This window comes from Chryseobacterium balustinum (genome assembly GCF_900168205.1).
GTDB lineage: Bacteria > Bacteroidota > Bacteroidia > Flavobacteriales > Weeksellaceae > Chryseobacterium > Chryseobacterium balustinum.
This window is the reverse complement of sequence record NZ_FUZE01000014.1, coordinates 83,683-110,206: the sequence shown is the minus strand read 5'-3', so window position 1 is coordinate 110,206 and position 26,524 is coordinate 83,683. Positions and strand designations below refer to the sequence as shown.

Annotated in this window: 23 protein-coding genes; 5 read left to right on the top strand and 18 right to left on the bottom strand. The window is 34.6% G+C overall.

Annotation, left to right across the window (positions count from 1 at the left end; genetic code table 11):
• Window positions 1-142: 142 nt before the first annotated feature.
• The 3 genes from B5X64_RS15190 to B5X64_RS15180 are packed head-to-tail and all read right to left on the bottom strand — an operon-like array spanning window position 143 to window position 2,145.
• The gene (locus tag B5X64_RS15190; protein WP_079466034.1) at window positions 143-1,489 is read right to left on the bottom strand and encodes a cbb3-type cytochrome c oxidase subunit I; all 1,347 of its coding nucleotides are present in this window, start codon (window positions 1,487-1,489) and stop codon (window positions 143-145) included.
• Window positions 1,479-1,907: a c-type cytochrome gene (locus B5X64_RS15185; RefSeq protein ID WP_123885209.1), complete on the bottom strand. Its 429-nt coding sequence runs from the start codon at window positions 1,905-1,907 to the stop codon at window positions 1,479-1,481. Before B5X64_RS15185 ends, B5X64_RS15190 begins: the two co-directional genes overlap by 11 nt.
• 10 nt (window positions 1,908-1,917) lie before the next feature.
• Window positions 1,918-2,145 carry a hypothetical protein gene (locus tag B5X64_RS15180; protein WP_072408849.1) on the bottom strand — a complete coding sequence of 76 codons (228 nt, stop codon included), beginning with the start codon at window positions 2,143-2,145 and terminating at the stop codon, window positions 1,918-1,920.
• Between the two features lie 198 nt (window positions 2,146-2,343).
• On the opposite strand from B5X64_RS15180, the gene B5X64_RS15175 reads away from it, so the two are divergent.
• From B5X64_RS15175 to B5X64_RS15160, 4 genes are read left to right on the top strand one after another with little or no spacing between them, the layout of a single operon-like run.
• Complete coding sequence (locus B5X64_RS15175) at window positions 2,344-3,831, top strand: MFS transporter (RefSeq protein ID WP_079466032.1); 1,488 nt, start codon at window positions 2,344-2,346, stop codon at window positions 3,829-3,831.
• 27 nt (window positions 3,832-3,858) lie between these two features.
• A complete protein-coding gene (locus B5X64_RS15170; protein WP_079466031.1) occupies window positions 3,859-5,190 on the top strand; it encodes an MFS transporter in 1,332 nt (443 codons plus the stop codon).
• A gap of 32 nt (window positions 5,191-5,222) precedes the next feature.
• Complete coding sequence (locus B5X64_RS15165) at window positions 5,223-5,687, top strand: hypothetical protein (protein ID WP_072408845.1); 465 nt, start codon at window positions 5,223-5,225, stop codon at window positions 5,685-5,687.
• 6 nt (window positions 5,688-5,693) lie between these two features.
• On the top strand, window positions 5,694-6,980 hold the full coding sequence (locus B5X64_RS15160; RefSeq protein ID WP_072408843.1) for an alginate export family protein: 1,287 nt from the start codon (window positions 5,694-5,696) through the stop codon (window positions 6,978-6,980).
• Between the two features lie 69 nt (window positions 6,981-7,049).
• Here the strand turns inward: B5X64_RS15160 and B5X64_RS15155 are convergent, their stop codons facing one another.
• Both B5X64_RS15155 and B5X64_RS15150 read right to left on the bottom strand, forming a co-directional pair.
• On the bottom strand, window positions 7,050-8,723 hold the full coding sequence (locus B5X64_RS15155) for an amino acid ABC transporter ATP-binding/permease protein (protein WP_228418944.1): 1,674 nt from the start codon (window positions 8,721-8,723) through the stop codon (window positions 7,050-7,052).
• Window positions 8,713-10,455 (bottom strand): ABC transporter ATP-binding protein/permease, encoded by a 1,743-nt coding sequence (locus B5X64_RS15150; protein ID WP_164463422.1) that lies wholly within the window; start codon window positions 10,453-10,455, stop codon window positions 8,713-8,715. Before B5X64_RS15150 ends, B5X64_RS15155 begins: the two co-directional genes overlap by 11 nt.
• Before the next feature lie 246 nt (window positions 10,456-10,701).
• Between B5X64_RS15150 and B5X64_RS15145 the strand changes: the two genes are divergently transcribed.
• Window positions 10,702-11,142 (top strand): RrF2 family transcriptional regulator, encoded by a 441-nt coding sequence (locus B5X64_RS15145; RefSeq protein WP_079466029.1) that lies wholly within the window; start codon window positions 10,702-10,704, stop codon window positions 11,140-11,142.
• Window positions 11,143-11,157: 15 nt separating this feature from the next.
• On the opposite strand, the gene B5X64_RS15140 is transcribed toward B5X64_RS15145, so the two are convergent.
• From B5X64_RS15140 to B5X64_RS15080, 13 genes are all read right to left on the bottom strand, one after another.
• Window positions 11,158-12,366: a hypothetical protein gene (locus B5X64_RS15140; protein ID WP_079466028.1), complete on the bottom strand. Its 1,209-nt coding sequence runs from the start codon at window positions 12,364-12,366 to the stop codon at window positions 11,158-11,160.
• Window positions 12,367-12,399: 33 nt separating this feature from the next.
• Complete coding sequence (locus B5X64_RS15135) at window positions 12,400-12,717, bottom strand: DUF2149 domain-containing protein (protein ID WP_228418942.1); 318 nt, start codon at window positions 12,715-12,717, stop codon at window positions 12,400-12,402.
• 20 nt (window positions 12,718-12,737) lie between these two features.
• Window positions 12,738-13,331 (bottom strand): MotA/TolQ/ExbB proton channel family protein, encoded by a 594-nt coding sequence (locus B5X64_RS15130; RefSeq protein WP_072408836.1) that lies wholly within the window; start codon window positions 13,329-13,331, stop codon window positions 12,738-12,740.
• Window positions 13,332-13,522: 191 nt separating this feature from the next.
• Window positions 13,523-14,206 carry a hypothetical protein gene (locus B5X64_RS15125; protein ID WP_072408834.1) on the bottom strand — a complete coding sequence of 228 codons (684 nt, stop codon included), beginning with the start codon at window positions 14,204-14,206 and terminating at the stop codon, window positions 13,523-13,525.
• Window positions 14,207-14,209: 3 nt separating this feature from the next.
• Complete coding sequence (locus tag B5X64_RS15120; protein WP_079466027.1) at window positions 14,210-18,445, bottom strand: cobaltochelatase subunit CobN; 4,236 nt, start codon at window positions 18,443-18,445, stop codon at window positions 14,210-14,212.
• A complete protein-coding gene (locus B5X64_RS15115; protein WP_079466038.1) occupies window positions 18,430-20,421 on the bottom strand; it encodes a TonB-dependent receptor plug domain-containing protein in 1,992 nt (663 codons plus the stop codon). Before B5X64_RS15115 ends, B5X64_RS15120 begins: the two co-directional genes overlap by 16 nt.
• A gap of 80 nt (window positions 20,422-20,501) precedes the next feature.
• Window positions 20,502-21,116: an HmuY family protein gene (locus B5X64_RS15110; protein WP_072408830.1), complete on the bottom strand. Its 615-nt coding sequence runs from the start codon at window positions 21,114-21,116 to the stop codon at window positions 20,502-20,504.
• Between the two features lie 182 nt (window positions 21,117-21,298).
• Window positions 21,299-21,922, bottom strand: coding sequence for an ATP-binding cassette domain-containing protein (locus B5X64_RS15105; protein ID WP_072408828.1), 624 nt, complete (start codon window positions 21,920-21,922; stop codon window positions 21,299-21,301).
• On the bottom strand, window positions 21,919-22,602 hold the full coding sequence (modB, locus tag B5X64_RS15100; protein WP_079466026.1) for a molybdate ABC transporter permease subunit: 684 nt from the start codon (window positions 22,600-22,602) through the stop codon (window positions 21,919-21,921). The genes B5X64_RS15105 and modB overlap by 4 nt, the downstream gene beginning before the upstream one ends.
• A complete protein-coding gene (gene modA, locus B5X64_RS15095) occupies window positions 22,603-23,349 on the bottom strand; it encodes a molybdate ABC transporter substrate-binding protein (protein WP_228418940.1) in 747 nt (248 codons plus the stop codon).
• Between the two features lie 159 nt (window positions 23,350-23,508).
• Window positions 23,509-23,733 carry a hypothetical protein gene (locus B5X64_RS15090; protein ID WP_079466024.1) on the bottom strand — a complete coding sequence of 75 codons (225 nt, stop codon included), beginning with the start codon at window positions 23,731-23,733 and terminating at the stop codon, window positions 23,509-23,511.
• Window positions 23,734-23,756: 23 nt separating this feature from the next.
• The gene (locus B5X64_RS15085) at window positions 23,757-24,209 is read right to left on the bottom strand and encodes a hemerythrin domain-containing protein (protein WP_079466023.1); all 453 of its coding nucleotides are present in this window, start codon (window positions 24,207-24,209) and stop codon (window positions 23,757-23,759) included.
• A 61-nt stretch (window positions 24,210-24,270) separates the two neighbouring features.
• Window positions 24,271-26,517: a nitric-oxide reductase large subunit gene (locus B5X64_RS15080; protein WP_072408822.1), complete on the bottom strand. Its 2,247-nt coding sequence runs from the start codon at window positions 26,515-26,517 to the stop codon at window positions 24,271-24,273.
• Window positions 26,518-26,524 lie beyond the last annotated feature (7 nt).

The following is a 26,524-nucleotide window of genomic DNA, read 5'->3' as shown; positions in this document are numbered from 1 at the left end:
GTGGAAAACCCTCGTTTGCCTTTGCTTAAATGAGGTAAAATCCATTTTTCCAGTTTATCTTTGCTTATGAGTTCCAGATTTTAGTTCTTTTTTTTGCAACTCTAAATTGCTAATTTTCTGGAAACTCTTTTTCTGAAAAAGTTTAAACAAGTTCATTATAATCTAGGGCTACTTTTTTTAGAATAATATGTATAATAAGCTTTATCAATTGATAAATTATTATGTACATACCAAGCAATAAACCCAATCCAAATATTCCAAATAAAATATGTAAATGCTTATTGCCATCATAAAATTGACTAAACAGGATATTTTCTGAAAAATAAATCCATTTCGAGCGTTCAACTCCCATAACCAATAAGGTTATAAAAAAGCAGATAAAAGACAAATTGAAAATCTTCGTTCCTATTACTATGTATCTTTTGGTATTGTTTGATATTGCTTTGATCTTATCTAGTATGAAGCATATTGATGAAAGCAAAATTGTTGTATTTATTCCTATTATTGTTCCCATAGAATGGGCAACTGTAATATGCGTTCCATGGGTGAAAAGATTTAAAGCCGGTATCGACAAAAGAATCGCAAGAAAAAGATTAATAAAAATCCACAGCTCAGAAAGTATCATGAAAGAATAGGAGGATGAATAAAAAATTTTCTTCTCGTTCGACAGGTTTTTCTTCCAAAGATATATGATTCGTAAAAGTATTATCCATTCTGTCATACTTACAAGATAAGCTGCATATCTTATCCAGCCAGGATTAGGAACAGCATACACATGATGTGCCCAGTTAAACATTACATTAATTAACCCAAGAAAGAAAAAGAAAAAAGCGGTTTTTGAACGGCTGTAAAAGTCGTTTTCGCTGCTTTTTTCCATTATATACATGGATGACCCGTATACCAACATATTCCAGGCTCCTACATAAGCGCCTCCCGACTTCCACTGCATTGTTAAATTCTGTATATAATTTTCTCTGAAATAGGGTAAAATCCAAAGATGAGCCTCGGTAAAATGAAAAATCATTAGTAAAATTCCGGTTCCCCACATCCAATAATAGACCGGCCACTGAGAAAAATTTCGCCACATCACACGGAAATAATAGAGTCCAAATAAAAGCCAGCCCAACAGTATGGGAATGTAGAACCAATGCGGAAACTCCAGATATTCTTTTCCTTCAAACTTCTTAAAAAGATAGCTTATGACAATCAATATTCCCGTGATAAAGAAAATCCAAAACTGCCATTTCATTATTACAGGATTCACTTTATCATTTTGTATATACCAAAAAATACCGCCCATTGCAGCCATAAAAATCCATGACAATGCAAAAAGTGTATGCAGAGGCCTTAGAACGGTGAATGGAAGATTTTCTTTAATAAAATCTGGGATAACATATTGAACACCCGATAAAAGCCCAACCAACAGGCAAAGTGCAAGACTCAACAATCCAACGAGTATATAATATAATGGATATGTGCTATTTTTCATTATTTTCTTTTTTTTGATATTGAACCCAACCTGTATATTTTATCTGTGCATTTCTGTTTGGGTAATAGCCTGTTCTGTCAACTTCTTTTAAGAATTGAAGAATATACTCCTGCTCATCTGATGAAAAATTGAATTTGGGCATAGATTTCACACCACTTATCATCATCACTTTTAAGTATTCTGCACTTTTTTGGGGATGCGAAGAAACGTTTGTTAAATCCGGCCCCATGTACCCGCCTAATCCGTATAGTTGATGACAGGCGTTGCAATTATTCTGCAGCCACAGATTTTCTCCTTTTAAAGCATTAGAGGACAATTTAATATACCCAAAGTTGGTTTTTTCTGTGTAGATTTCTTTACTATACAATGCGTAGATTACTACCAAAATAAAAAATACACTCACGTAATATTTATGCATGCTGTACTTTTTATTGAATTTTTGAACCAAAAGCAGTCATACGTCCTTCTAAATAAGAAAAATGACATACATGATATTGCCAATTTCTATTTGTGATTGAGCTGATTAATTTTGCCCCGAATTTTAAAACATTGTCAAACTCATTATGCTTCTTTTTTAATAAAGCTCTAGAAGAGTTTACATTTTTTACTTGGTCATTGACATTGAGAATAATTTCAATTTCTGTTACACTTTTCATAATGATTTGAATATGATTCTATTATATAAATCTACAAAGGATGGTACGATGAGTATTTAAAATTTAGTGCTCTATCTGAATCGCAAGAGCAATATGATTTATGACACAAAAATAGAAAAAAAAAGTATAATAAGATAAAAATGTCTTATTTATAATATCTTTGTATCAGAATCAATTTTTCTTTTAAACTGGTACAAAATGGATACAAATTTATCTTCCGCCCACAAAATGTTATTTCTAAATACATTGGCATTTACCATCTGTTTTTCTTGCTGGACTTTGAATGGTGTTTTAGTTACCTATTTAGTAGATAATAATATTTTTAATTGGTCTGTAGTAGAAACAGGCTGGCTTTTAGGTATACCAATTCTCACGGGCTCAATTATGAGATTGCCATTAGGAATTCTTACAGATAAATATGGCGGAAAACCTGTTTTCTCCATCTTACTTCTTTTGTGCAGCATTCCACTTTTCCTACTTTACTTTGTAGATTCCTATTGGATGTATTTTCTGCTAAGCGCACTTTTCGGAATGGTGGGAACTGGCTTTGCAGTGGGAATCGCATTTACATCAGCTTGGTATCCTAAAGAATGGCAGGGTCGTGCTTTAGGAATTTTTGGAATGGGTAATGCAGGAGCTGCACTTACCACGTTTTTCGCACCAACTCTACTTAATTATTTTTCAGAAAACAACCCAGAAAATGGATGGAGATTACTCCCAATCATCTACGGAATCACTTTGGTTATCATTGGTTTGATTTTTTTATTTTTTGTACAGAATAAAAAAGCAGCTATTCAAAATAAATCTATCCGAGAACTTCTTGCTCCACTTTCTAAGGTTAGAGTTTGGAGATTTGGACTGTATTATTTCCTTGTCTTTGGTCTGTTTGTCGCCTTTTCTCAATGGTTAATGCCATATTATGTGAGCGTTTACAAAACATCATTGGTTTTGGGTGGACTTTTAGCCTCAGCTTTTAGTTTGCCAAGTGGTGTTATCAGAGCGTTTGGTGGCTATTTGTCTGATAAATTCGGGGCGAGAAAAGTAATGTACTGGGTTTTATATTCATCTTTAGTATTAAGCGGATTACTCATGCTTCCAAAAATGGAAATATTAACGCCGGGAAAAGGCATCACTGCTAAGAAAGCCGGAATAGTTACAGCAATAGAAAAAGAAAAAATTATCCTTAATACAGGTAAATTTGAAATTAATTCAAAACCCGAAATTCCACAACAGACCTCGGTGTTACCTGAATCTTTTTCGTGGCAGGAAGTATTAGTAAAACAAAACGAGCAGGTTCAGAAAAAGCAACTTTTAGCTCAAGGTGTTACCTTAATCAAATTTGAAGCACATATTTGGGTTTTCTCAATTCTTGTCATTCTCATAGGGATTATGTGGGGAATTGGAAAAGCCGCAGTTTATAAACACATCCCTGAATATTTCCCGAATGAAGTGGGAGTAGTTGGCGGAATGGTAGGTTTAATAGGTGGGCTTGGCGGTTTCATAGGTCCTATATTATTTGGATATCTGCTCGATTTCTCAGGATTATGGACGAGTTCATGGATTTTCGTCTTCATTGTTTCCGCTATTTCTCTGTTTTGGATGAATACTATTATTAAAAAAATGATGCACAACGAAGCTCCTCATCTCAAAGATAAAATTGAGCATGAGAACAACAACAAAGACTAAACTTTAAAAGAATAAACAATTAAAAATATGAACAATTCACATTGGTTAACCGACTACGACCCATCAAACGAAGAATTTTGGAACAAGAAAGGAAAAAAAATTGCCTGGAAAACACTGACAATAACGACGGCTGCACTTACTTTTTCTTTTGCTACATGGTTTCTTTACAGCGTTGTCGTCATCAAACTTCCCCATATCGGATTCAAATTTACCGATGACCAACTTTTCTGGATGGCAGCAATGCCCGGTCTTGCAGGCGGACTCCTGAGAATTGTAAATACTTTTTTAATTCCGATTTATGGAACGAGGAAAATCATTTCCATCAGTTCATTAATTAAAATCATTCCCTTACTAATGCTTGGTTTTGCAGTGATGAATCCTCAAACTTCTTTCACCTATTTTATGATTATCGGATTTCTACTCGGAATTGGAGGTGGAGATTTCTCTTCATTTATGCCTTCAACATCCCTTTTTTTTCCTAAAAAATCAGCGGGAACTGCACTCGGAATCCAAGCTGGCGTAGGAAACTTCGGAGTAAGTTTGGTGCAGCTTCTTTCTCCATTGATTATGAGTTTAACAATCTTTTCATTTTTAGGTGGTGGACAAATAATCGCCGAGACCGGAAAAACCATTTATCTGGAGAATATTGCATTCATTTATGTTATTCCATTATTGATAATCGGTATCTGGGCATGGTTTTCTCTAAAAAGTATTCCTGTAAAAGCTTCATTTAAAGAACAATTAGATATTTTCAAAGACAGACATACTTTGTACTGTACGATGACCTATATTATGACGTTTGGTATTTTTGCAGGCTTTTCAGCAGCTTTTCCGTTAATGATAAAAAATCTATATCTTCCCTTAGATAAAAATTTGGACCCTTTGCAATATGCTTTTTACGGTCCGCTTATTGGCTCAGCATCAAGAATAATTTTCGGAAAAGTTGCCGATAAAATTGGAGGTGCTCTTCTCACTCATATTACAGGAATTTCTTTAATAATCTTACTTACAAGATTAATTCTTGGTGGCTATTTAACTCCTACTTCACCGGATCAATTTCAAGGATTTTTACTGATTGTTTTAGCCATTTTCTTCTTTACCGGTGTTGGAAATGCGGCCACCTTCAAACAATTTCCTACCATCTTTGCCAAATCACCAAGAAAAGCGGCAGGTGTAATTGGTTTCACATCAGCAATTGCGGCGTTTGGACCATTCGTGTTTAATGTTTTGATTACTCAATCCCGAGCAATTTCCGGAGATGCGCGATTATTTTTCTGGTTTTTAGTTTTCGGATGCGTAATGGCTACTGGTGTGAATTGGTATTTCTACACGAGAAAAGGCTGTGAAAGACCTTGCTAAGTTCTGCTACTAATTTGTTTAATAAAAAAGTAATGAAAAAAATAACGATTATTCTACTCTTGCTTTCAATATTCCTAAATATAGGTTTGATCTATAAATTCTTTTACGAGGGTGAGAAAGTAATTTTAGCAAAAGACGGAAGATCCGAAATAAAGATGACTGGAGAAAACCGTGAGTTTGTGATGACAGAAATGCGTGGCTTTTTGGAAAGTGTTCAGAAAATCAACGAAGGAATTGCCAAAAACAATCCCGAAATAATTACAAAAGTCGGTCAGCAATCAGGAACCTGCAAAGTAGATGTTGTTCCTCAAGGATTGGTTAGATCTCTACCGTATGAATTTAAACAAATGGGATTTCAGACCCATGAGCTTTTTGATGCGATATCGAAAATAGCAAAAAAAAATTATGACCGTCAGCAAACTCAAGAGAAACTCAATCAACTGTTGAACAATTGTGTTGCATGTCATAAAACTTATAAAATTTCTGTTGAAAAATAATTTGATATGGTACAAAAATCAATAACCTTTGTTTCTATTTTTTTTATTTTAGGAAATGTCAATGCTCAGGTTGATAGCCTAAAAATGAATATAGATTTCCGAACGAGAGCCGAACTGGATAACGGAGCAAGAACAATAATGCCAAAAGGAAAATCACCTGAAACAACGATTGCTTCCAGGGCACGTTTTGGCATAGATTATTATTATAAAAATTTGGAACTTTATATCTCTGCGCAAGATACCCGCACTTGGGGTGAGACTTCGTCAAACGCAAGCAAAAATCAAAATTTCATTCTAAATGAAGCATGGGCAAAATATCAGGTTTCAGAGAAATTCTCATTAAAGTTAGGTCGCCAAATTCTTTCTTACGATAATGAAAGACTTATTGGAACACTCGACTGGATGATGCAGGGACGAAGTTTTGATGCATTAAAGGGTATTTATAAATTAAGCCTAAATTCAAAATTAGAAACTGTAGTAACTTATAATAATGACGACAATGATCTAAATGATTTTCCCGATAAAGAAATTTATACTATTTCGGAAGCGGGAGAAATAACAAAGTCTTTGCAGATCATTCATTATCAATATATCGGAAAGAAAAATTTTGAATTCTCTGCGATCGCTATGAATAATATATTACAGAATCCATCCGGAACCCATTACGATATGCTTACAATAGGAATTAATACAAAAAAATACTTGGAAAATATCGGCTTCTTTGGTTCAGCATATTATCAAACCGGAAAAAATACACTTGCGCAGAGTAAAAATGCTTATCAGTTTTCTGGGAATATTGACTTTACTCTTCATCCAAAATTCAACTTTGTTTTGGGAACAGAATGGCTTTCAGGGAAGAATTACGATACCGAATCCAGCAAAAATAAATCCTTCAGTCCGTTATACGGCACCAATCATTTTTATAACGGATTTATGGATTACTTTTATTTTGGAACAAGCCATTTTAACAGTTTTGGACTGAATGATTATTATTTAAAATCAAATTTAAAATTCAGTCAAAATTCATTGTTACAAGCTAATTTACATGCTTTTACCTCTAATGGAAAAATGGGTTATTCTGATTTTGGTCAAAAAATATCCACCTATTTAGGAACAGAGCTAGACTTTGTTTTCACCCATAAAGTCGGAAAAATGATTACAGCAAATGTGGGTCATTCTTTCATGTTTTCAGGGGAAAGCATGAAATTCCTTAAGAATGTCTCAGACCTTAAAAATGTACAGACATGGACGTGGGTGGGTTTGAAAATTATGCCCAATTTTAGATTGAAATAATATTTAGAAAGACATTTATATAAAAAAAAGGCTGTCTCAAAAGTGAGGCAGCCTCTTTTTTTTGTTGACTTATGATTTGCGAATCTCTGACATATTTAAATACTCTTCAGCAATTCCCTTTGTTGAAGTTCTATGCGTTACTAAAATTATAGTTTTATCTACTGAAGCCTCTTTAAGTGATTTTAAAATAATGCCTTCATTAAGACTATCTATATTGCTTGTAGGTTCATCTAAAAGTAAAAGCGGTGCATCATGCAAGAATAATCTTGCTAAACTTATTCTTTGTTTTTCTCCTGCAGACAGACGGTCTCCCAACTCTCCCACTCTAGTATCGTAACCATTTTCGAGCTTATTTATAAACTCATCTATACTCGCTTTTTTTGCGGCATTTTTAATATCCTCCAAATCTGCATTATAGTTACCAATACGAATATTCTCAGCAATGGTATCGTCTAGCAAAATAGGATTTTGAATAAGGTATGATTGATTAATCCTTAAAGATGATGTATTAATATGGTTTATATTTTCGTCTGATATTTTTATTGTTCCACTATCTGTTTCCCAAAAACGCATCATAAGTTTCAGTAAGGTAGATTTTCCGGAACCACTTTTACCATTGATGGAGAGAATTTTATTTTGTTCTAAATTTAAAGATAAACCGTTCAAAATATTTTCTTTTTGATAAGAAAAACTGATATTATCACATTCAAGTTTATTAAAAATAATATTAGAACCGTTTGTTATTTCATTTACTTCAGGCTGTTCATTAATTAAATCGATGATTCTTTTTCCGGAAGCAGAAACCAGTAGTAAAGTATTAGCGACATTCGAAAGCGCTAAAACAGGACCAAATGATGATAAAAGCGCAATCACGGGAATAATCATCGATGGGAAATCTATCTGACCTGTTTGATATAGCTTCCCCCCGAAAATAAGAATAAAAGCAGGAAAAAAAACCATTGCAAAACCATTCAATAAACTTGTTTGAAAGCCATATTTTTTCAGTTTCCGCTGATTATTCTTTAAGTCGGTTCCAATTTTAGAAATGGTATCAACTCTTTGTTTTTCAACACCAAACTGAAAAATCTCACTAATTCCTTTTAAAGTTTCATACATATAATCGTTGAGTTTAGAAAAACTTTCACGTTGCCTTATGCCGCTTTTCCTTCCCGCTTTTGAAATATATAAAGGTAAAAATACACCTACGAATAGATAGGTCAATAATGCAATTATACCAAATATCCAGTGAAATGATCCAATGAACAATACCATTACAATAGATACTATTCCGCCAATTATCATAGGTGATACCGTATGTGCATAGAAAACCTCCATAATCTCAACATCTGCTGTAACCATCGAAATAAGTGATCCTTTATCTCTGTTTTCTAATTTTGCAGGTGCGAGCCGACGCAAGGCAGAAAAAATTTTATCACGCAATAGGGCAAGTACGGTAAATGCAATAAAATGATTGCATAGTTGCTCTCCGTAACGCAGAAATCCTCTCAAAGCGGCAAACGTAAAACATAAAATGATGAGAACATTGAATGATAAAGGAACTTTAAACCCCAAAATATCTGCCATGGCATATGTTCCGAAAATTGGAATGAAAATAGCCATTAAAAAACCAATAACACCAGCGCTTACCGCCAAACACATATAGCCTGTAAGTGGTTTCACTAACTTTAGAAGTTCTAAAAAAAGATTCAGCATATTATCTTTTCTTTTATTACTATTTTGCATACTTTTCTAAATGTTTTTGATGTTGATATAAAATTGCATAGTCTTTCTGTGCATTAATAAGTTCTTCGTGAGTGCCCTGTTCTTTCACTTCTCCGTCTGACATATAATAAATATTATCAGAAAGTTTTACATTGGAAAGGCGGTGAGAAATAATGATAATGGTTTTCTCGCATGAGATTTTACGAATCAATTTCATGATAATTTCTTCGCTTTCTTCATCGATGTTAGAAGTTGCTTCATCAAATATTAAAATTTCAGGATCTTGAAGAAGGGTTCTTGCAATGGCAAGCCGCTGCTTTTGTCCTCCTGAAAAATTGCCGGCATTTTCAGAAAGATATGTTTCCAGCCCTTGTTGCTCATAGAGAAAATCATAAAGATGTACGTCTCTCAACAAAGAATCTATCTCTTCATTGGTTGCATTTGGATTTGCTATATGTAAATTTTCTTTGACAGTTCCTTTAAAAAAATAAGGATTATGAGTCAGCATATTGATCGTCATCATGCGGTTTTCCGTGGTAAGAAACTTATTCTCAATTCCTCCAATAATTATTTTACCCTGATAGCCAGTAACTGTTGCAATGAGTAAATTTGCAATTGTTGATTTTCCACATCCAGATTGCCCCACAATTGAAGTAATTTTTTTGTGAGGAAATTCCATATTCAAATGACTTATGATTTTATTCTTATCATATGAAAAACTAACTTCTTTCAGTTGTATGTCATAATCCAAATTCTCTATTGTTTGATTTGCCTGAGTATTCTCAGGAGCATCAAGAACATCCTTTATAAAAGTGCTAGCCCAGATTCCATTCATTGCAACATGAAATAATGAGCCCAAAATTCTTAATGGTACAAAGAAATCATAACAGAGAAGAATAATAAAAAATACTGCCAGAAGACGTGTATCACCTTGTAAAACAAACATTGACATTTGATGATTTTTTAGTTGATACAAAGCTGTAACAATTCCGGCGGCAAGACCTCCAAATGCAATAATATCCATCATATTAATTGAATTAAGCTGCGATCTCAGCAGACTCATTGTCTTTTTACGAAAGTCTTCGGCTTTAAGATTCATTTGCAAATGTTTTTCTGCATCTAAATCATAACTTTTTAGCATGGTGAGGCCTTGTATATTATCTAAAAAAATGTGTCCAAGACTAAAGTAGCTTTTCCAATATTTACCTAATATTTTTTTTGCTATCCTCAATCCAATCACTATCATTAATGGGATAATTGGTGATAGTAATAACAGAATAAGTGATGTTTTAATATTAATAAAAAAGCTGATCACAACCATTGTTAAAGTGGCCGCAATACTGTAAAACAACTGAGGCATAAAACCTGAATAATACGTTTGCAGTTGCTCAATACCCTCCCCGGCAAGCTGCATAATTTTGGAGGTAGAAATTTTCTGATTATAAGAAGGTCCAATCGAAATAATCTTTTTGAAAAATTTTTGGCGTAGGTCTATTTTAACGCTTTCTGATAATTGATGTCCGTAAAGTTCAGCCCTTCTTTCAAATAAAAATTTGACCAACCAAAAACTCAGTACCGAGATAAAATATAAAAAATAATTAGGAGGTTGACCAATAAACAAATCATTTAAAAGCCGTGCAACTGAAAAAGAAATTAGAATGTTCATCAACAAAGCAAACCATCGAAAAAGAACGTTCAACAGAATATTCTTCTTAGTTCCCTGTACATAATGTAAAAGTTCTGAATTAAGCATATAATGAAGTTTTAAATTAATAGTATAAGACCTTTTTATCTTATTTTTTATATTAGTTAAGTTTTTTCCATACATTCAAATATTGAATCAGAAACAACAACATATTTCATAATGCTTTATTTCATCAATATGTCTGATAACAAAATTCAATTTCAATAGTAAGCTGATTACTTAAAGATTTTGTAATTTTATCACTATTTTTTTGGGTAGAAATATTCAAAAAACATTTTTAAATAATTATTATAAATGCTAATATTTTCTTATACCTGTCAATACGCTATTAAAGCCTGCATTGTTCTTGCTACAGAAAGAAAAAAGATAGGTATCATTGATATTTCTGAGCAAATAGGTACCCCAACATATTTCACCTCTAAAATCTTACAACAGCTCACTAAAAAACAGTTGATCTCTTCAGGAAAAGGAAAAGGAGGAGGATTCTATCTAACAGATGAGCAATTTGAAAATCTTACCATTCAAGATATCTACGAGAATTTTGAAGGTAAAGAAGTTCTCACTTCTTGTCTTTTGGGTTTAAAACACTGCAGCGGTGAAAACCCTTGTCCTATTCATCATCTTGCAGTTGCAGTAAGAGAAAAGGTCCTTATTATGTTCCAATATAAAATTAAAGATTTGAAAGATTTGGGAAGTGTATTTCAAATTATGAGTCAACCTCCTGAATTACTGTAATTTTTTTATATTAAATTATTTATTTTCAATTTTTAAAGATCGTATAAAAGTTAGGATTGAAATCATTATAACAACCGAAGCAAAGAGCAGCCAATATTTTGAGCTTAAAAAAGGAATGTAGAATATTGAAAAAATTCCGGATAAAGCTAAGATAAATTCGTTGCAAATAATTCCGAAAACCATTAATAACACACTGAATTTTAATACGAGATTTAGTTTTATCATTCTATTCTGCAAAATTCTCCAAACCAAAAATAGACTAACTCCCATCAATAAAACCAAATGCAGATAAGCTATAACAATGTTAATATTGCTAAAAGCAAAAATTCCTAAACTTGGAATTACCGATAAACTTTGAAGAATAAATTTTAGAATAAAAGCAAAACCAAAAACACAAAGAAGAAGTTTCTGTATAAAATTTTGACGCTTAAAAATATTCGTTTTTCTTATCCAATTCAAAAATGGAATTGCGCCGAAGAATTGAATTACGGAAATCAAGACAAAAAATCCATATAAAACTGAGTTCATTTCAATCCATAAAACGGACAATCCGTAACCGAAAAAACATCCGAAAAACAAAAGATAGAAAATGGTTTTGTTGAGTTTTTCATTGATTTCAATTCCGATTTTTTTTAATGAAATCAACAATAATCCGATGCAGGAAAACAGGAAAAATCCGTTGTATTGATAATGCAAATAAAAGTAAGTGGAAGCTCGAAACAGAACATCAAACTCTTCTTTTTTGCTAGAAAAATACGCCAATCCGAAAATCCCGATTGCTGAAAATGTGGCAAAAAAAGCGCCTGATTTCAACCAGATAATTTCAGGATTTTCATTCGATTTTGTATCAATTAACAAAAAAATAAAATATGCAAACCCAGTAAACAAAGCAATCGATGCAAAGACAATCGACAACCAAAAATAGCCTCCATAAAGAAATGTAAACAACATTCCGTAGGAACCAATTTGATTGCAAATCATTAAATATTGATATTTCGCAAGATTGATTTTCTTGAAATTTTCACTTAAATATTTCGTCACAAAAAGAAAAATTCCCGCCGAAACCCAACCATAAAATGCAAAATGTGAATGCGATTCCTGCATAAATTTATGATTAAACCCAGACAAAGAAAAAGCCATATTGTAGCGCATCATCACACCGACGGCCGATACAACGAAGAAATTGAAAACGCAGATTTTTAACCAAAAATTAAAGTTTTTCATTTCTTATTCAGTACTATTTCTCAAAGTTAAAAATTACTCCGGAACATAAATAATTTCACCATTTTCCAGCTCATACGCGATTCCGATTTTCTTGCCTTTTTTGTCAGACGATTTTTTGTCTTCAGATGGTGTATATTTATTAATTTTTCCGCCTTCTTTGGTGATGATTTCCATATTATCTTTACCCGGATTTTTCACAACGGTGAAATCTTCTTTTGTGAAAACTTCCGACATATTCATATTCATCACCATTGCAACCATCAGAGCCACAGAGAAAACCATCGCAACATCAAAAAGATTTACAATCACACTCAACGGATCAACATCCTCTTCTACCCGAAATTTAGACATGCGTCTTTTTCTTCTCATTTCTACAAATCTTGGGTTAAAACTTGGGCAACATAATCCAAATTATTGGTTTCTTTGGCATACCATCTTTGCTTGAATTGCAAAGTCACCAAACCGACTGCACTCACCACCAAACCGACAACCGTGGTCGCAAAAACCACTTGCATATTGTACGCCATACCAGAAATATCGCCCGAAGACAAACCAACCAAAGCGGGACTCATCGCTATCAAAGTTCCAATCAAACCCAAAACAGGTCCTAATTTTGCCAAAAGTTTGGAAACCGCAATGTCTTTTTCCGCTTCACCTTCAAAATTTGAAATCAAAAAATCAGAATAAGTAACATCCGGACGATGCGTGAGCAAATCTCTTAAATATTTAATATACAAAGAATTATCTTTTTTCGGCAAATTGTTTCTCAGATTTTCTGAGGTTTCAGAACTTAATGTTTTGATAGACAAATCCAGCAATTTGTCGTTTTTCTGTTTCGTGATAAACTGGTTGTAAAAACTGCCCGTAAGCAATAAAGATCGTACAAATAAAATCAGCAAAATGATGATATCGGGAATCAGCAAACTGTTGGCGACCCAAAAAAGTACTTTAGAAATTGTTTCCATTTTCGTTTTATTCTATTATTTTTTTAAATTATTTTTATGATTTGGGCAGCTATTTGACTACGTCGAAAGCAATTTTATATTTACTTTTTATGGCAGCTTTTACGCCTTCCACTCCCGCTTTTTTGCTCGTCATTCCTCCTCACAAAAAGAGCTCCATTCAAGTCGGGCTGCGAGCAATTCTCTGTTCCAGACTATGGTTTCCGAAAAAATTTCCACCAGATTTTATTAATGAAAAATCCTGCAAAAAATAAAAATCCAAACAACCCAAAAGTAAATCCTAACCTTTGGAAATTCAGAGGTTCATCTACTGCAACATAAACCATTTTTCCACTTGTTGTGACGATTAATCCAAGAATTGCAACAAACAAACTCATCAAAAAATGAATCTCCAATCTCAAATCTTTTTCAGGAACCAAATAGCGAATTCCGAAACTTAAACCGATTATCAAAACAATGACAATCACAGCAAAAAGCATCGATAAAACTTCAAAATCAAAACCTGTAAAAGTGAAAAAACTTTGTGTCAGGAGGTACAACAAAACAGGAAAAATCAACAAACCGGGATAAAATTTCAAAACCGAATTCCATTTGCTTTGTTTTCCATTCATATATTCCAGCAAAGCCGTAAAACAAAAACTGAGGCAAATTGCAGATTCCAGCGTTACCAAAATCGCAATATTGCTGAGAATCTCTGTATTTTGAAGATATTCTTTCATTTTCACCTGCGACTGTTCTATCGCAAAAGGATAGACAAAAAATAGAAATCCGCCGGCTAAAATCGCCATTACCAAAATCTGCCAGAATTTCCAAAAACTCAATTTCAGCAGTGTGTTGATGATGATGAAGAGAATCAATATGTCGATGATGATGTTCATAGATTATTGTTCGTTTTTTCTTCTTTTTCTTAAAACAAAAATCAAAATTCCGAATAAAATCACAACCACAGCTCCGATGAAAACGCCGTTCAGTTCAGTTTTTTCCTGTTGATCTGCAGTTTGTCTTTCTTCTTTTTTAAGAACTTTTCCGTCTTTAGAAATTTTCCCATCGTTCACGCCTTCTTTCATTTCCCGAATCTGTTCTTTATAAATTTTCGCATCTTCAGGAGAGCTGTTTTTAGAAATATAATCCTGTAATTTTGTATTGTCTCCAGCAAAACCTCCAGGTTCTGCGCCAAATTCTTTTACCAGTTTCGTATGAAGCGAAGCAAGACCTTTCAATTGTTCTGCATTGGCTTTCCACATTCCTTTTCGGGAAGTTTCCAGCATTACGGCTGTCATTTCTTGCAAAGTGGCAGGATTTTCTTTCGTAAAAAATTCTTTCACGCCAAGATTATGAACGTCATTCATATAAGTATCATAGATTTCGTTCCACATTTCATTGTCAATAACTTCTGGTCTGGTTGCGTTCCAGCCGTAAGTATTGGTCACGATTTCTGTAATTTGCGATGCGCTGGAAGCTTTTCCTTTCATCACCTCATTAATATAAGTCGGGTTGAAAATCGTTGCTCTGGCTTCCACACCAATTGCTTCTTTCAGTTCCTGCATTCTCATATTATTTCGGTTTCGGTAATCTGCCAAATATGCGTCAGGATCTTTGCCCGTCACTTCTTTGATTGCCGTGTTCATTCCGCCCATAAATTCGTAAACGTGGTCCAAACTTATTGCGCCCCAAGTATTATTTTGACGAGGCTGAATAATGACATCCGTATTTTTAAGCGCCGCTCTCAACATTCCTTCGCTGTATTTTCCCCAATCTTTTTCCTGTCCGTAAGTTGCGCCCATATTGTAAATATATTGGTCGGCGATTTCCTTTTGGGAAGTCCATTTATCTCCTGCTGTAATCAGTTCTTTGATTCCTGTATCGTATCTTCCCTGCAAACCTCCGAAAATCCTTTGCTTCGACATTTCCCGCGCATCTTTTGGTGGAACTCCGTTGGCTACCAATTGTTTTTCAATATCTAAAGTTCCTTTATTAACTTGATTTTCAAAACCTTCATCTTTTGCATTCGCTGCTAATTCGATGGCTTTAGAAATTAAGAATAATCGTGAAGCCGCCAAATCTCTAAACTGACCAGAAGTCTGAATAATCACATCAATTCTTGGTCTTCCCAATTGTTTTGATGGAATCAATCTCACATCCGAAACTCTACCGTAAGTATCTCTCACAGGCTCGGTTCCCAACATGTATAAAACCTGCGCAATGGAAACACCTTCCGTTTCTACAAACTCACTGCTCCAAAATGTATAACAGATTTTTTTAGGAAATTCTTTATGTTTTTTCTTGTATTCGTCCAGTGTTTTTTGAGCTAAAGTCACGCCTCTGTCCCATGCAATTTCTGACGGCGTAGATTCTGCATTTACGGAATATAAATTATGCCCAGTTGGAACAGCATTCGGATTTGCAACTGCGTCTCCGCCAGAAGAAGGCGCAATGTAACCGCCGGATAAAGCGTTTAGCAAAGTCTGCAATTCAAATTCAGGGCTTTTTAGAAGATTTTCTTTGTAGCGCAAAACATTGGTCAAAGTTCTGTCGATTTCCAAAATTGCCCTCGCTTTATCCTTCATCGCTTTTGGAATTTCAGGTTTTTTGGAATCTGCAAAAGATGGCTTTCCTGATGGTTTTTCAGCATTTGGTTTTCCTGAATATTTCTGATTTCCGGATTTTGCAAAGTCTGGTTTTTGACCTTTCATTTTACTTAAATTCGGTTTTCCTTTTCCTGATTTTTTATCTAAAAACGCAGGTCGCATTTTTGGAGGATTCAAAAGCAATTTGGATTTTTCTAATTCATCCATTTTAACACCAGCAACAGAGCTTACAAATTCTGGAGAAACTTGTTTTCCATTTAAAATTTGATTCACTAAAACTTTCACAGGATTCAAATATTTTTGATTAAAAAAAGCTTTATTTTTCAGTTGAATATCCGTTACTTTTCCATTCATTTTATCCAATGAAGCTAAACTGTAAGCAATTGGATCTGCGCTCATCGCCAAAACGGTAGAATTTATTTTTTCTGATTTATAAGCTTGTCCAGCAACATAAAATTCACCATTGATTTTTTCCGTAGAAACTTCTTCAGCAAAATTATCCAGCTTTTCGATTTCCATTTCAGAATAAGGTTTTGTGAGAATACTGTCTAATCTCAAACTTCTGTGAAGTCCCATTTTAACAGCCATTTTCTTAACCTCGATAGAAATTTCAGGTTTATTTTTAGCATCCGTTTTATGATAAAATCTAATCTTGTCTTGCAAACTTCGGAAGTAATTTCGCATATCGCTTTCTACAAAAGCTGGCGTTAAATAAGAAATCGTTGTTGCATAAGTTCTTCGTTTAGCCATCATACTTTCGCCGATATTTCCAATCGTGTAATAGTAAAAATGAGGAATCGTTCCGACCAAAATATCGCCCCAATCGTTTCCGGAAAGAGCAACTTGTTTGTCTGGCGTAAATTCTAAACTTCCGTGCGTCCCGAAATGAAGCATTGCATCTGCTTTAAACTCTTTCTGAGCCCAAAGATAAGCGCCCAAATAAGCGTGAGTTGGAGGTTCTTTTACGCCGTGAGTAATTTTAAATTCATCATCACCAATCGCTGCAGATGGTTGTGGAAGCAATGCTATGTTACCAAAACGAACCGCAGAAATTGCGAGATAAGATTTTTCGTTTTGATTGACATTCATAAAATCTCCCGGTGCAGAACCATATTTTTTGATGACATCATCATAGGATTTTTTGCTTAATGAAGATTTCAGCCAAGAATCATATTTCGAAGATTCTATCAAAGTCGGTTTTCCATTTTTCACAAATTCCTCGAAATGACCTTTCGCTTTTGGACTGAAAATACTCCCTTGTTTTTGAATAATATTTTCAAATTCTTTCTCGGTTTCGGGAAGCCCGTTCAGGTTGTAACCTTCAGCTTTCAATCGCTTCAGAACGTTGTAGAGAGACTCTGTACCTTCCATTCCTTGTGCGTTCAGCGTGTTTTTTCCTTCACCTTTAAAATAATAGACCGCAACTTTTTTATCCTGATTTTTTATGTTTTTCAAATCAATAAAATTATTTACGATTTGGGTGAATTTCGCCAATCTGTCAGGAATCGTTTTAAACAAAAACATTCCGTCTTTGGTTTTTTCCTGAGCGATGAGAACATAAGGATAAATCGCGCCGTCCAATTCCGGCATTACGATACATTGCCCCATAAATCCACCGACCATTCCCATTGGATCTTCCAACCATTTTTCTTCCAACTGCAAAATAGAAAGTGGTGTGAAAAACGGAATATTTCTTTGTTTCAGCCAATTGACAGCTTCGTCGGGATTTCCCATTGTGAGACGACCGTGTGGAAAATAGACGACTGCATTTGGATTTATTTCTGATAAAAATCTGATTCTATCGGTGAAAGAAGCAACAGGATAAACATTCAAACCGGACTTTTGAAATGAGACAATAATGCTGTCCAAATACTGCTTGTTTCCGCTAAAAGGATCGTGAATACCAGAAATCAAAGCTACTTTTGGTGCACCTTCTTTATAGAAATTATTTTTTTTGAGGTAATCTTCATAAGATTTAATATCGTTAAAAGCTACTTTCTCATCAATATGGAAATAGACATTTTCTTTACTCGCAATCGCATCTTTAGGATTGGTGACGAATAGTTTTTTACCATCAATATCCTTTCGGATGTAGCGAACCAGATTTTGATAATTTTCTTTATTTCCGCTTTCGAGATAAGACGAAACTTTCTTCAGTTGAAGCGAATCTAAACTGTTGATATTATTTTCAGGATTCGTAACCGAAGTGAAATGCATCGGTACTTCTTTGGAAATCTCAGTTAGTTTTGCACGTTGTTTGTCATCGATTTTAAGTCCCATTCCGAAACCGAGAACAAAATCATAATTCTTGAGTTTATCGATATTATCCAAAGAAACTTCCTTAAATTTTATCATTTTATCCTGATTCGACAATGCGATATTCGACGCTTGATACGGCTGAAAATTGACCAAAGCAATGCGTGTTGCAGATGCAGTTGATTTCCAAATAAACCAACCTGCGAAAAGTAAAACGATGGCAAGACCAAAGTAGATTGCCTTTTTTTTGTTTTTAATTAATTGAGATCCCATTTTAATCCTATATAATATGTTCTGCCAGGCGAAATGCTGGAGTAAAAACTTGAAAATTTGGTTTTATAATCAAATAAATTATTGATTCCTGCGCTTGCTGTAAAATTGAAAAGCAAAGGCGCAGACAACTGCAATCGCCAGATCGAATATGGCTCGTAGTAAATTTTGTATTCTTCTGTGTGCGTATCGATTCCCGTTGTGTTATCAACATCTGTGATATCCGCAGTTCCGAACGTATTCATACTGCTGAAATATTTTCCACTGAAACTAATTGTTGGCGCATATTTTTTGAGAAAATCCAAAGTATAATCCGCTCTCACAGTCGCTGTATGCGGTCTTGTTATCGATCTTTTTTGTGGATTTTCATAAACATAAGTATAGGCACCTTTCAACAACAATGATTTTCTCAAACGATAAGACAAAGAAACTTCACTGCTGAAAACATCGGTTTTCCCAACATTTATGTACTGAACGGTATCGCTGGAAACCCAATTTGCATTGATTTTGTCCTGAATTTTGGAATATTGAGCCATCAATGTGATGTTCAGTTTTTTGAAATTTAAGTCCGAAGAAATATTGAAATTGTTGCTTTTCTCCGCTTTCATATTGTTGTTTCCAATGATCTGAAAACCGCCACCATAAGGATGAAACCAATCGGTGTACAATTCTTTCAGCGTCGGTGCTCGGAAACCTCCGGAATATCCACCTCGAAGAGTCATATTTTTATTGACTTTGTACATTCCCGACAAACGAAAAGTCGGATGTCCTTTGAATTGTGAATGATAATCGTATCTCGCACCTGTAACCAAGGTAAAAGCATCTGCCAATTTCCATTCCTGCTGTGTGAAAAGTGAATAATTCTGAGCATCTCTTTTCGCACCAGAACCATCACTCACAAACATAAATGTGAGCAAATCTTCAGAAAAAGCTTCTGCACCGGCAACCAAAGAATGTTTTCCGAAAAGTTGAACATCGTAAATGGAACCAACTCGCCAGATTTTGTTCTCGTAGTTTTTATCTTTTTGATTTAATAATTTATAAAAATCGAATTTCTGATACTCATCATAACTTCCTGATACAACCAAATTGCTGTTCTCGCGAAGCTGAAAACTTGTCTTCATCCCAGTTCTGAAATTATGAAACTGATCCCGAACTTTAAAGCCATCCAAACCACCCGTATTTCTCTCCTGAAAGTAAAAACCTGTATTGATTTCTGTCTGGATTTTTGGCGTAATTTTTATGGAAACATTCGGACTGAAACCGTAATCTGTATATCCAGCAATGTAGGTACTGCTCAGTTTTTGTTCCACAATATTTCCGTGGGTGTATTCTTGTTTGAACGCTTCTGTATCAGTCAATAAATAAGGATCTCTGCTTTTATAAAACGCTGAAAAACCTGCACTTCCCCATTTTTGTTTTGTTCCGAAAGTTAAATTGTAATTCTGATCTTTATTGCTTCCGTATAAAGCCGAAGCACTGATCTGCAAAGGTTTTTTAAGCTTTTTAGTAATGATATTGATGACACCACCAATCGCATTGGAGCCATACAAAGAAGACGACGCTCCTTTCACGATTTCCACACGCTCGATGTTGTTCATATCAATTCTGTTGTAATCGATATTATCAAAAGTTTCCCCTGCCATTCTTTCGCCGTCAATCAGAAAAAGAACATATTTCCCGCCAAATCCCATCATATTGATGTTTGCGTGACCACCATTATTAGTAAATTCTACACCCGCCAATTCTTGCTCCATAAAATCACGAAAATTTGCCATTTTCGATTTCTCAATCGCTTCAGAAGTGATGACTTGTGTGGTTACAGGAACGTCTTTCAGTTTTCTTTCGGTTCTTGTCGCCGTTACTACAACTTGCTCAATATCTTTGTATTGTTCTTGTTTTTCGGAAAGATTTTCAGTCTGAGACCAGAGAATATTTGCAAGAAATATCAGTGGAAGAATTATCAGTTTTTTTAGCATCTCCATTCTTTTTTAAATGAATTGCTGAAACATATCCAACAATTCATTTCATTCAATAACCCGAGATTAATTTGTTGATTTTAAAAAGCAGAACCGCCTTCAGCATTGTATTGGTATTTGAAACTTACGTGACCAGCAGTGTTTGTTGCACTTTTATTATCGTAAATCTGTAGTTTCACAAATTTTCCAGAAGCCGATTTCACAACATACACAAAATTATGAACCGTATATTTTGGTGGCGGACTGCTTGTATCGACTGTTAACCAAGTTGTTAAAGTTTGAGAAAACGGTTGATCTTCCTCCGTGATTCCAGTTCCTGTAAACGCAGTTGTGATTTTTCCAATTTCGTCTTTCACGTATCCGGAAGTTGGTGCAGAAATGATGGAGTTCCATTCAGTTTTGTTTGTGTTGATTGCTTCGCCACTCCCTTTTCCAGATTTTCCACCATTCAGTTTTACATCACCTCTGTGGAAAGCGATGTCCCAATTATTATCATTTTGAGGATCTGAAACGGTAACAATTTCATTTTTTGAAAATGAAAAATAAATCCAGTTGGTGTACGATCTTGCATCTAAAAATTGATGCGTTTTGATTTCTCCTGCTGTTGCAATATCTTCTTCTCTATCGTCGCTACTGCTACATGAAGTGAAAATTAGAAGCACTAATAAAAGAGCAAAAATTGATTTTAATTTCATAATGTATAAATTATTTTTACAAAGGAATTAATTTTATTTATACTTAATAAAAATAGCAATATGATAAGAATCATAAATAAGACATTTTTGTCTTATTTTAAATTTCAAAGCAGTTTTATGAAGAAAATAAAGAATTATTAAAATTTAATGATGAATAAAGTTTAGAGGATAAAAACTTTATATTAACTGATTATCAAATTTTTGAAACTAACATTTTGAAATTCGCCTTGGTTATGACTGATCATAAAAATCGTCGAATCTTTATCTTGATTAATTTTCAAAATTTCTTCCATCATCGAGTGTCGTAAAGATGCATCAACAGCTGATAGTGGTTCGTCAAGCAAAATAATTTCGGCATTTTGAGCCAACGCTCTCGCTAAGGCAACTCTTTGCTGTTGTCCGCCAGAAAGCTTTGAAGGAAAAACATTTTCCAGAATTTTCAGATTAAATTTTTCTAAATAATAATCGATTATTTCTAGGTTTTTGTCTTTTTGTGCAAAAGCGATATTTTGCTTTACCGTCATATTCGGAAACAACGCGTAATTCTGGAACATTATCGAAATATTTCGCTTTTGAGGAGACAGAAAAATTCGGTTTTCGGTATCTAACAAAATGGAATTATTGACTTTAATAATGCCAAAATTCGGAGTAATAATTCCTGCTAAAATCTTGAAAAAAGTGGTTTTTCCAATTCCGGAATCGCCCGAAATGTGAATAAAACTTCCCTTTTCAATCACTTCACTAACCTCCAGAAATTTGCTTCCGGAAGAAGTGAAAATCTGATGTTTTATATTCAATTCAATCATCGGAAAGTGGTAAAATTAATTTTTCGATTGATACCATAAATCAACAATAAAATCAAAAACGAAACGATGAAAAGTATGAATGCATAACGGTTTGCAACTTCAAAATTCAGCGCCTGAACCTGGTCGTAAATCGCGACAGAAGCGATTCTTGTTTCTTTAGCAATATTTCCGCCGACCATAATGACAATACCAAATTCACCGATGCAATGGGCAAAAGTGAGCGCAATTCCTGTAATAACAGACGTTTTGACATTAGGAATAAGAACTTTAAATAGAGTTGTAATTTTAGATTTTCCCATAGTGTAAGAAATTTGGCGCAAATCATCATTCAATGCAGAAAAGCCGTTCTGCAAAGGCTGAATCATAAACGGAAGATTCGCGATAATGCTCGCAACCACAATTCCGTTAAAGGAAAATGCGAGGCGAACATCAAAAAATTCCTGCAAAACATTTCCGAATGCATTTTCGGGGCTGAAGGCGACCAACAAGTAATATCCCATCACTGTTGGTGGCAAAACCATTGGCATACAGATTAAAGTTTCGGCGATAAATTTCAATTTAAACTTTGAATAAGTAAGCCAATATGCAATCGGAACACCGATGAATATCAGAATCGTTGTTGTTATCAACGCTAATTTTCCGGTGAGTAATAAAGTGTAAATAAAATCCTGATCAAGCATTTACTTTGAAATTTTTGTTTGATAACCGTACTTTTCCCAAGTTTGGCTGGCTTTTTTACTTTTAATAAAATCAAAAAAATCTTTTGCTTCGGTTTGATTTTTACTTTTCAAAACAATTCCGCTTTGGGCGATTGGTAAACATTCGCTTGCTGATAATTCGTAGAAATTTCCTCGTGTCATCATTCCTTTGTTCTTTGCATTGGAAAGTGCGATGAATGCGATATCTGCGTTTCCTGTTGAAGCAAATTGTGCGGACTGATTGATATTTTCTGCCCAAACAATTTTGTTTTCAATTTGAGAATAAATTCCCATTTTTTTCAAAGCTTCGACCGTATTTTTTCCATAAGGTGCAAGATCTGGATTGGCGATGGCGATTTTTTTTATTTCAGGATTTAAAATCAGTTTCAAACCTTTGGAAACATTGGCTTTTGAACTCCATAAAGCCACTTTTCCAAAGGTGTAAATTTCAGAATTTCCAGAAGTTTTATTTTTACTTTTTAACTTATCTGGAAAAGAAGAATCGGCTGACAGAAACAAATCGAAAGGTGCTCCATTTAGAATCTGCTGAACCAGCAAACCCGACGAACCAAAAGTAATTTCGACTTTTTTATCAGGATTTTCTTTCATATAAATCTGTTTCAATTCTTCCAAAACATCCCGAAGATTAGCTGCTGCTGCAACTGAAATTGTAAAGTTTTGTGTCGACTTTTTTGTAAAATCAGATTCAGTTTTTTTACAATTTAACATTAAAATTGTTGCTAAAAATAAGCAAAAAGAAAGTCTTAAATAAATCCAATTTTTCATAAAATAAACGAAAAGAAAGATTTAAAATAAGACTTTCTTATCCTTTTCAAAGATAAGGCTATCCATTGAAAATTCAAAAATATTTTGTGGGGATTTGTAAGATCAAACCAATTTTTCCAAAGTTTTGCATTTTTCTTTATCACCAGATTTCACGACTGAAATATCAATATATTTTACCGTTCCCTGACTTGCTTCTTCAAATTGTTTAGCTTTTTTATCTGCGTAACCATAAGTGTAACCAACTGCTATTACAACTTTATGGCCGTTACAGTCACCCATCGCCAAATAAAGATAGTCGCCCAATCGTGATTGAATATGAATGCTCATGTTTTTAATTTAAATTCAATAATTTATTTCCAGAATTCATCTTGATAAAAATCATTTTCTTTTTGATGTATTTGCTCAAGTTGAGCTCCAATATTATTCAGTTTCACATCAGATAAATGTTCTTCTAAATGAGGAAAATACATCCGCTCTTCGAAACGAATATGATTGCTTAAAGCATTCGCAAAATCTCCTAAAATACGGATATCGTTAGTTTGATTCATAGTATTGATCAACTTACGGATCTCGATGTGTTCTTTTTCCATCTGAATCTGAAGAATATTGTTTTCAGTTTCGGGAAGTACGAGATCTTCGATTTCAAAATGACGACTCAGATTTTCCTGCCAATAGTAATTGATGTATTTTTTTATTCTGTCATAAGAAACATTCTTTTTGATCCCTTGACGAATTTTCCAGCTGCAAAGCAATCCGAAATGATGATCTCGGGAAAGCGGGACTAAGTTTTCGTTTCTTTTCATATTTTAAAATTTAAAAGAACCACCACTACAAAAGTGGCAGTTCTCAGGATTAAATAATTGATTATCTTTTATCTTTTAAAGACCAGCCGGTTTTCAGTCCGATAATGAAAATTACTAACAGCATTTCTCCTATTGCCAATAAAATATCACCCGGAACACGTAGCCATCTCAATGTATGCATCATATCGGTTTGCATAAATTCGGCGGAACGTGCATACCAATACCCTTCTTTAATTGAGGCTACAGATTGCATAATTCCTATCGGCAGCAAACTGATGGTTACCATCACCAATAATCCGATATTAGTTAACCAAAAAGCCCAACCGATCAGTTTATCATTCCATTCTCTGTCCGGATACAATCCTCTCAACATAAACATCATCAAACCAATTCCCAGGATTCCATACACTCCAAATAGTGCAGCATGGCCGTGAACTGCAGTGGTATTAAGCCCTTGAATATAGTACAATGCTATCGGTGGATTAATGGCAAATCCGAAAATACCTGCTCCTAAGAAATTCCAGAAACACATTGCAATGAAACAGTAAATTGGCCACTTATACGCTTTGATCCATTTGGTAGATTTACTAATTTGGTAATTTTGATACGCTTCAAATCCTATTAAAACCAACGGAACAATTTCGAGTGCACTAAATGTTGCTCCCAAAGCCAGAACTGCTGTTGGTGTTGCACTGAAATATAAATGGTGGAACGTCCCCAAAATACCTCCGGCAAGGAAAATAATTGTAGAAAATAATACTGCGTGAGTTGCTGCTTTTAATCTTAGTAATCCTAATCTCGTAAATAAAAACGCAGCTACAACGGTTGCAAATACTTCAAAGAATCCTTCTACCCAAAGATGAACCACCCACCATCTCCAATATTCTGCAATTGCCATGTGGGTTTGTCTTCCATACATCAATCCTGCACCATAAAATAATGCGATTGCCACTGCGGAAAGTGTAAAGAGTAATAATAAATGTCTGTCGCCATCTTTCTTTTTCAATGCTGGTAAAAGAGCTCTTACCATTAAAATTAACCAAAGAATTAATCCCACTAACAATAAGATCTGCCAAATTCTTCCCAATTCTACATACTCATAACCAGAATGTCCCCAAAGGAAATTATCTACATAGCCCAACTTTTGCATCACGCCTAACCATTGTCCGGCTAATGAGCCAAAAACTACGATCAATAGGGCTCCAAACAAAATATTGACACCCAAAACCTGATATTTTGGCTCGTATCCTGAAACTGCAGGAGCGATGTATAATCCTGTCGCTAACCAAGAAGTTGCAATCCAGAAAATAGCTAATTGCACATGCCAGCTTCTCGAAATTGACTGCGGTAAAAACTCATCGAGCGGAAAACCATAGAACCCACTTCCTTCAACTCCGTAATGCGCTGTGATGACACCTGCAAACATTTGCACTAAAATCAATAAAGCAACAACCCAAATGTATTTTAAAGTTGCACGCATCGAGGCTGTAGGTTTCATACTTCTCAAAGGATCTTCCAATGGAAGCATTTCACTGATCTCTTCTTCTTTATTTTTAGCGTGATAGAAAACCAACAACCCAACGCAACCTAATAACATTAATACACTGAATCCAGACCACAAATGCAGCGATGGTGGAGGAATATTTCCTATCAGTTCATCATGAGGCCAATTGTTGGTGTATGTAATTCCTGTGTCTCCGGGACGATCTGTGATACAAACCCAGGCTGCCCAAGAGAAAAAAGCATTCATTTTTGCCATCCTCTCCTCAGTTTTCACTGTATTTTTAGGAATGGCATAATGGTCACGAAGCTGATTCATCTCCGCATCATTCATAAATATCTTAGCATAATATTCTGCTAATTCTGCCTGTACTTTAGCTCTTTCAGGAGAAATTACAATCGTCTGAGTTGCCTCATCTAAAGTGTTTTTTCGGATTTCTCTTTTCAGAAGTACCTTATATCTTGCCTGCTCATCATCGGGAAGATCTTTATAAGTTTTCCCGTCTTTTTTTGCCAATTCATCTAATAAAAGCAGAGATTCGCGATGAAGGTAATCTGCGCTCCAATCGGGTGCAATATAGGCTCCGTGCCCCCAAATACTCCCAACAGTCTGTCCACCGATCGACTGCCAAACATTTTGACCATCTTTTATATCTTGCCCTGTTGCCATAACTGTTCCATCAGCTGTAACAACTTTATCGGGAACCGGAGGGATTTTCCTGTAAATATCTACACCGTAGTAAATCAAAACGGCAAATGATCCGATAATAACGGCAGCAAGCCAGGTCCATAACTTTTTAGTTGTCATAATCTTC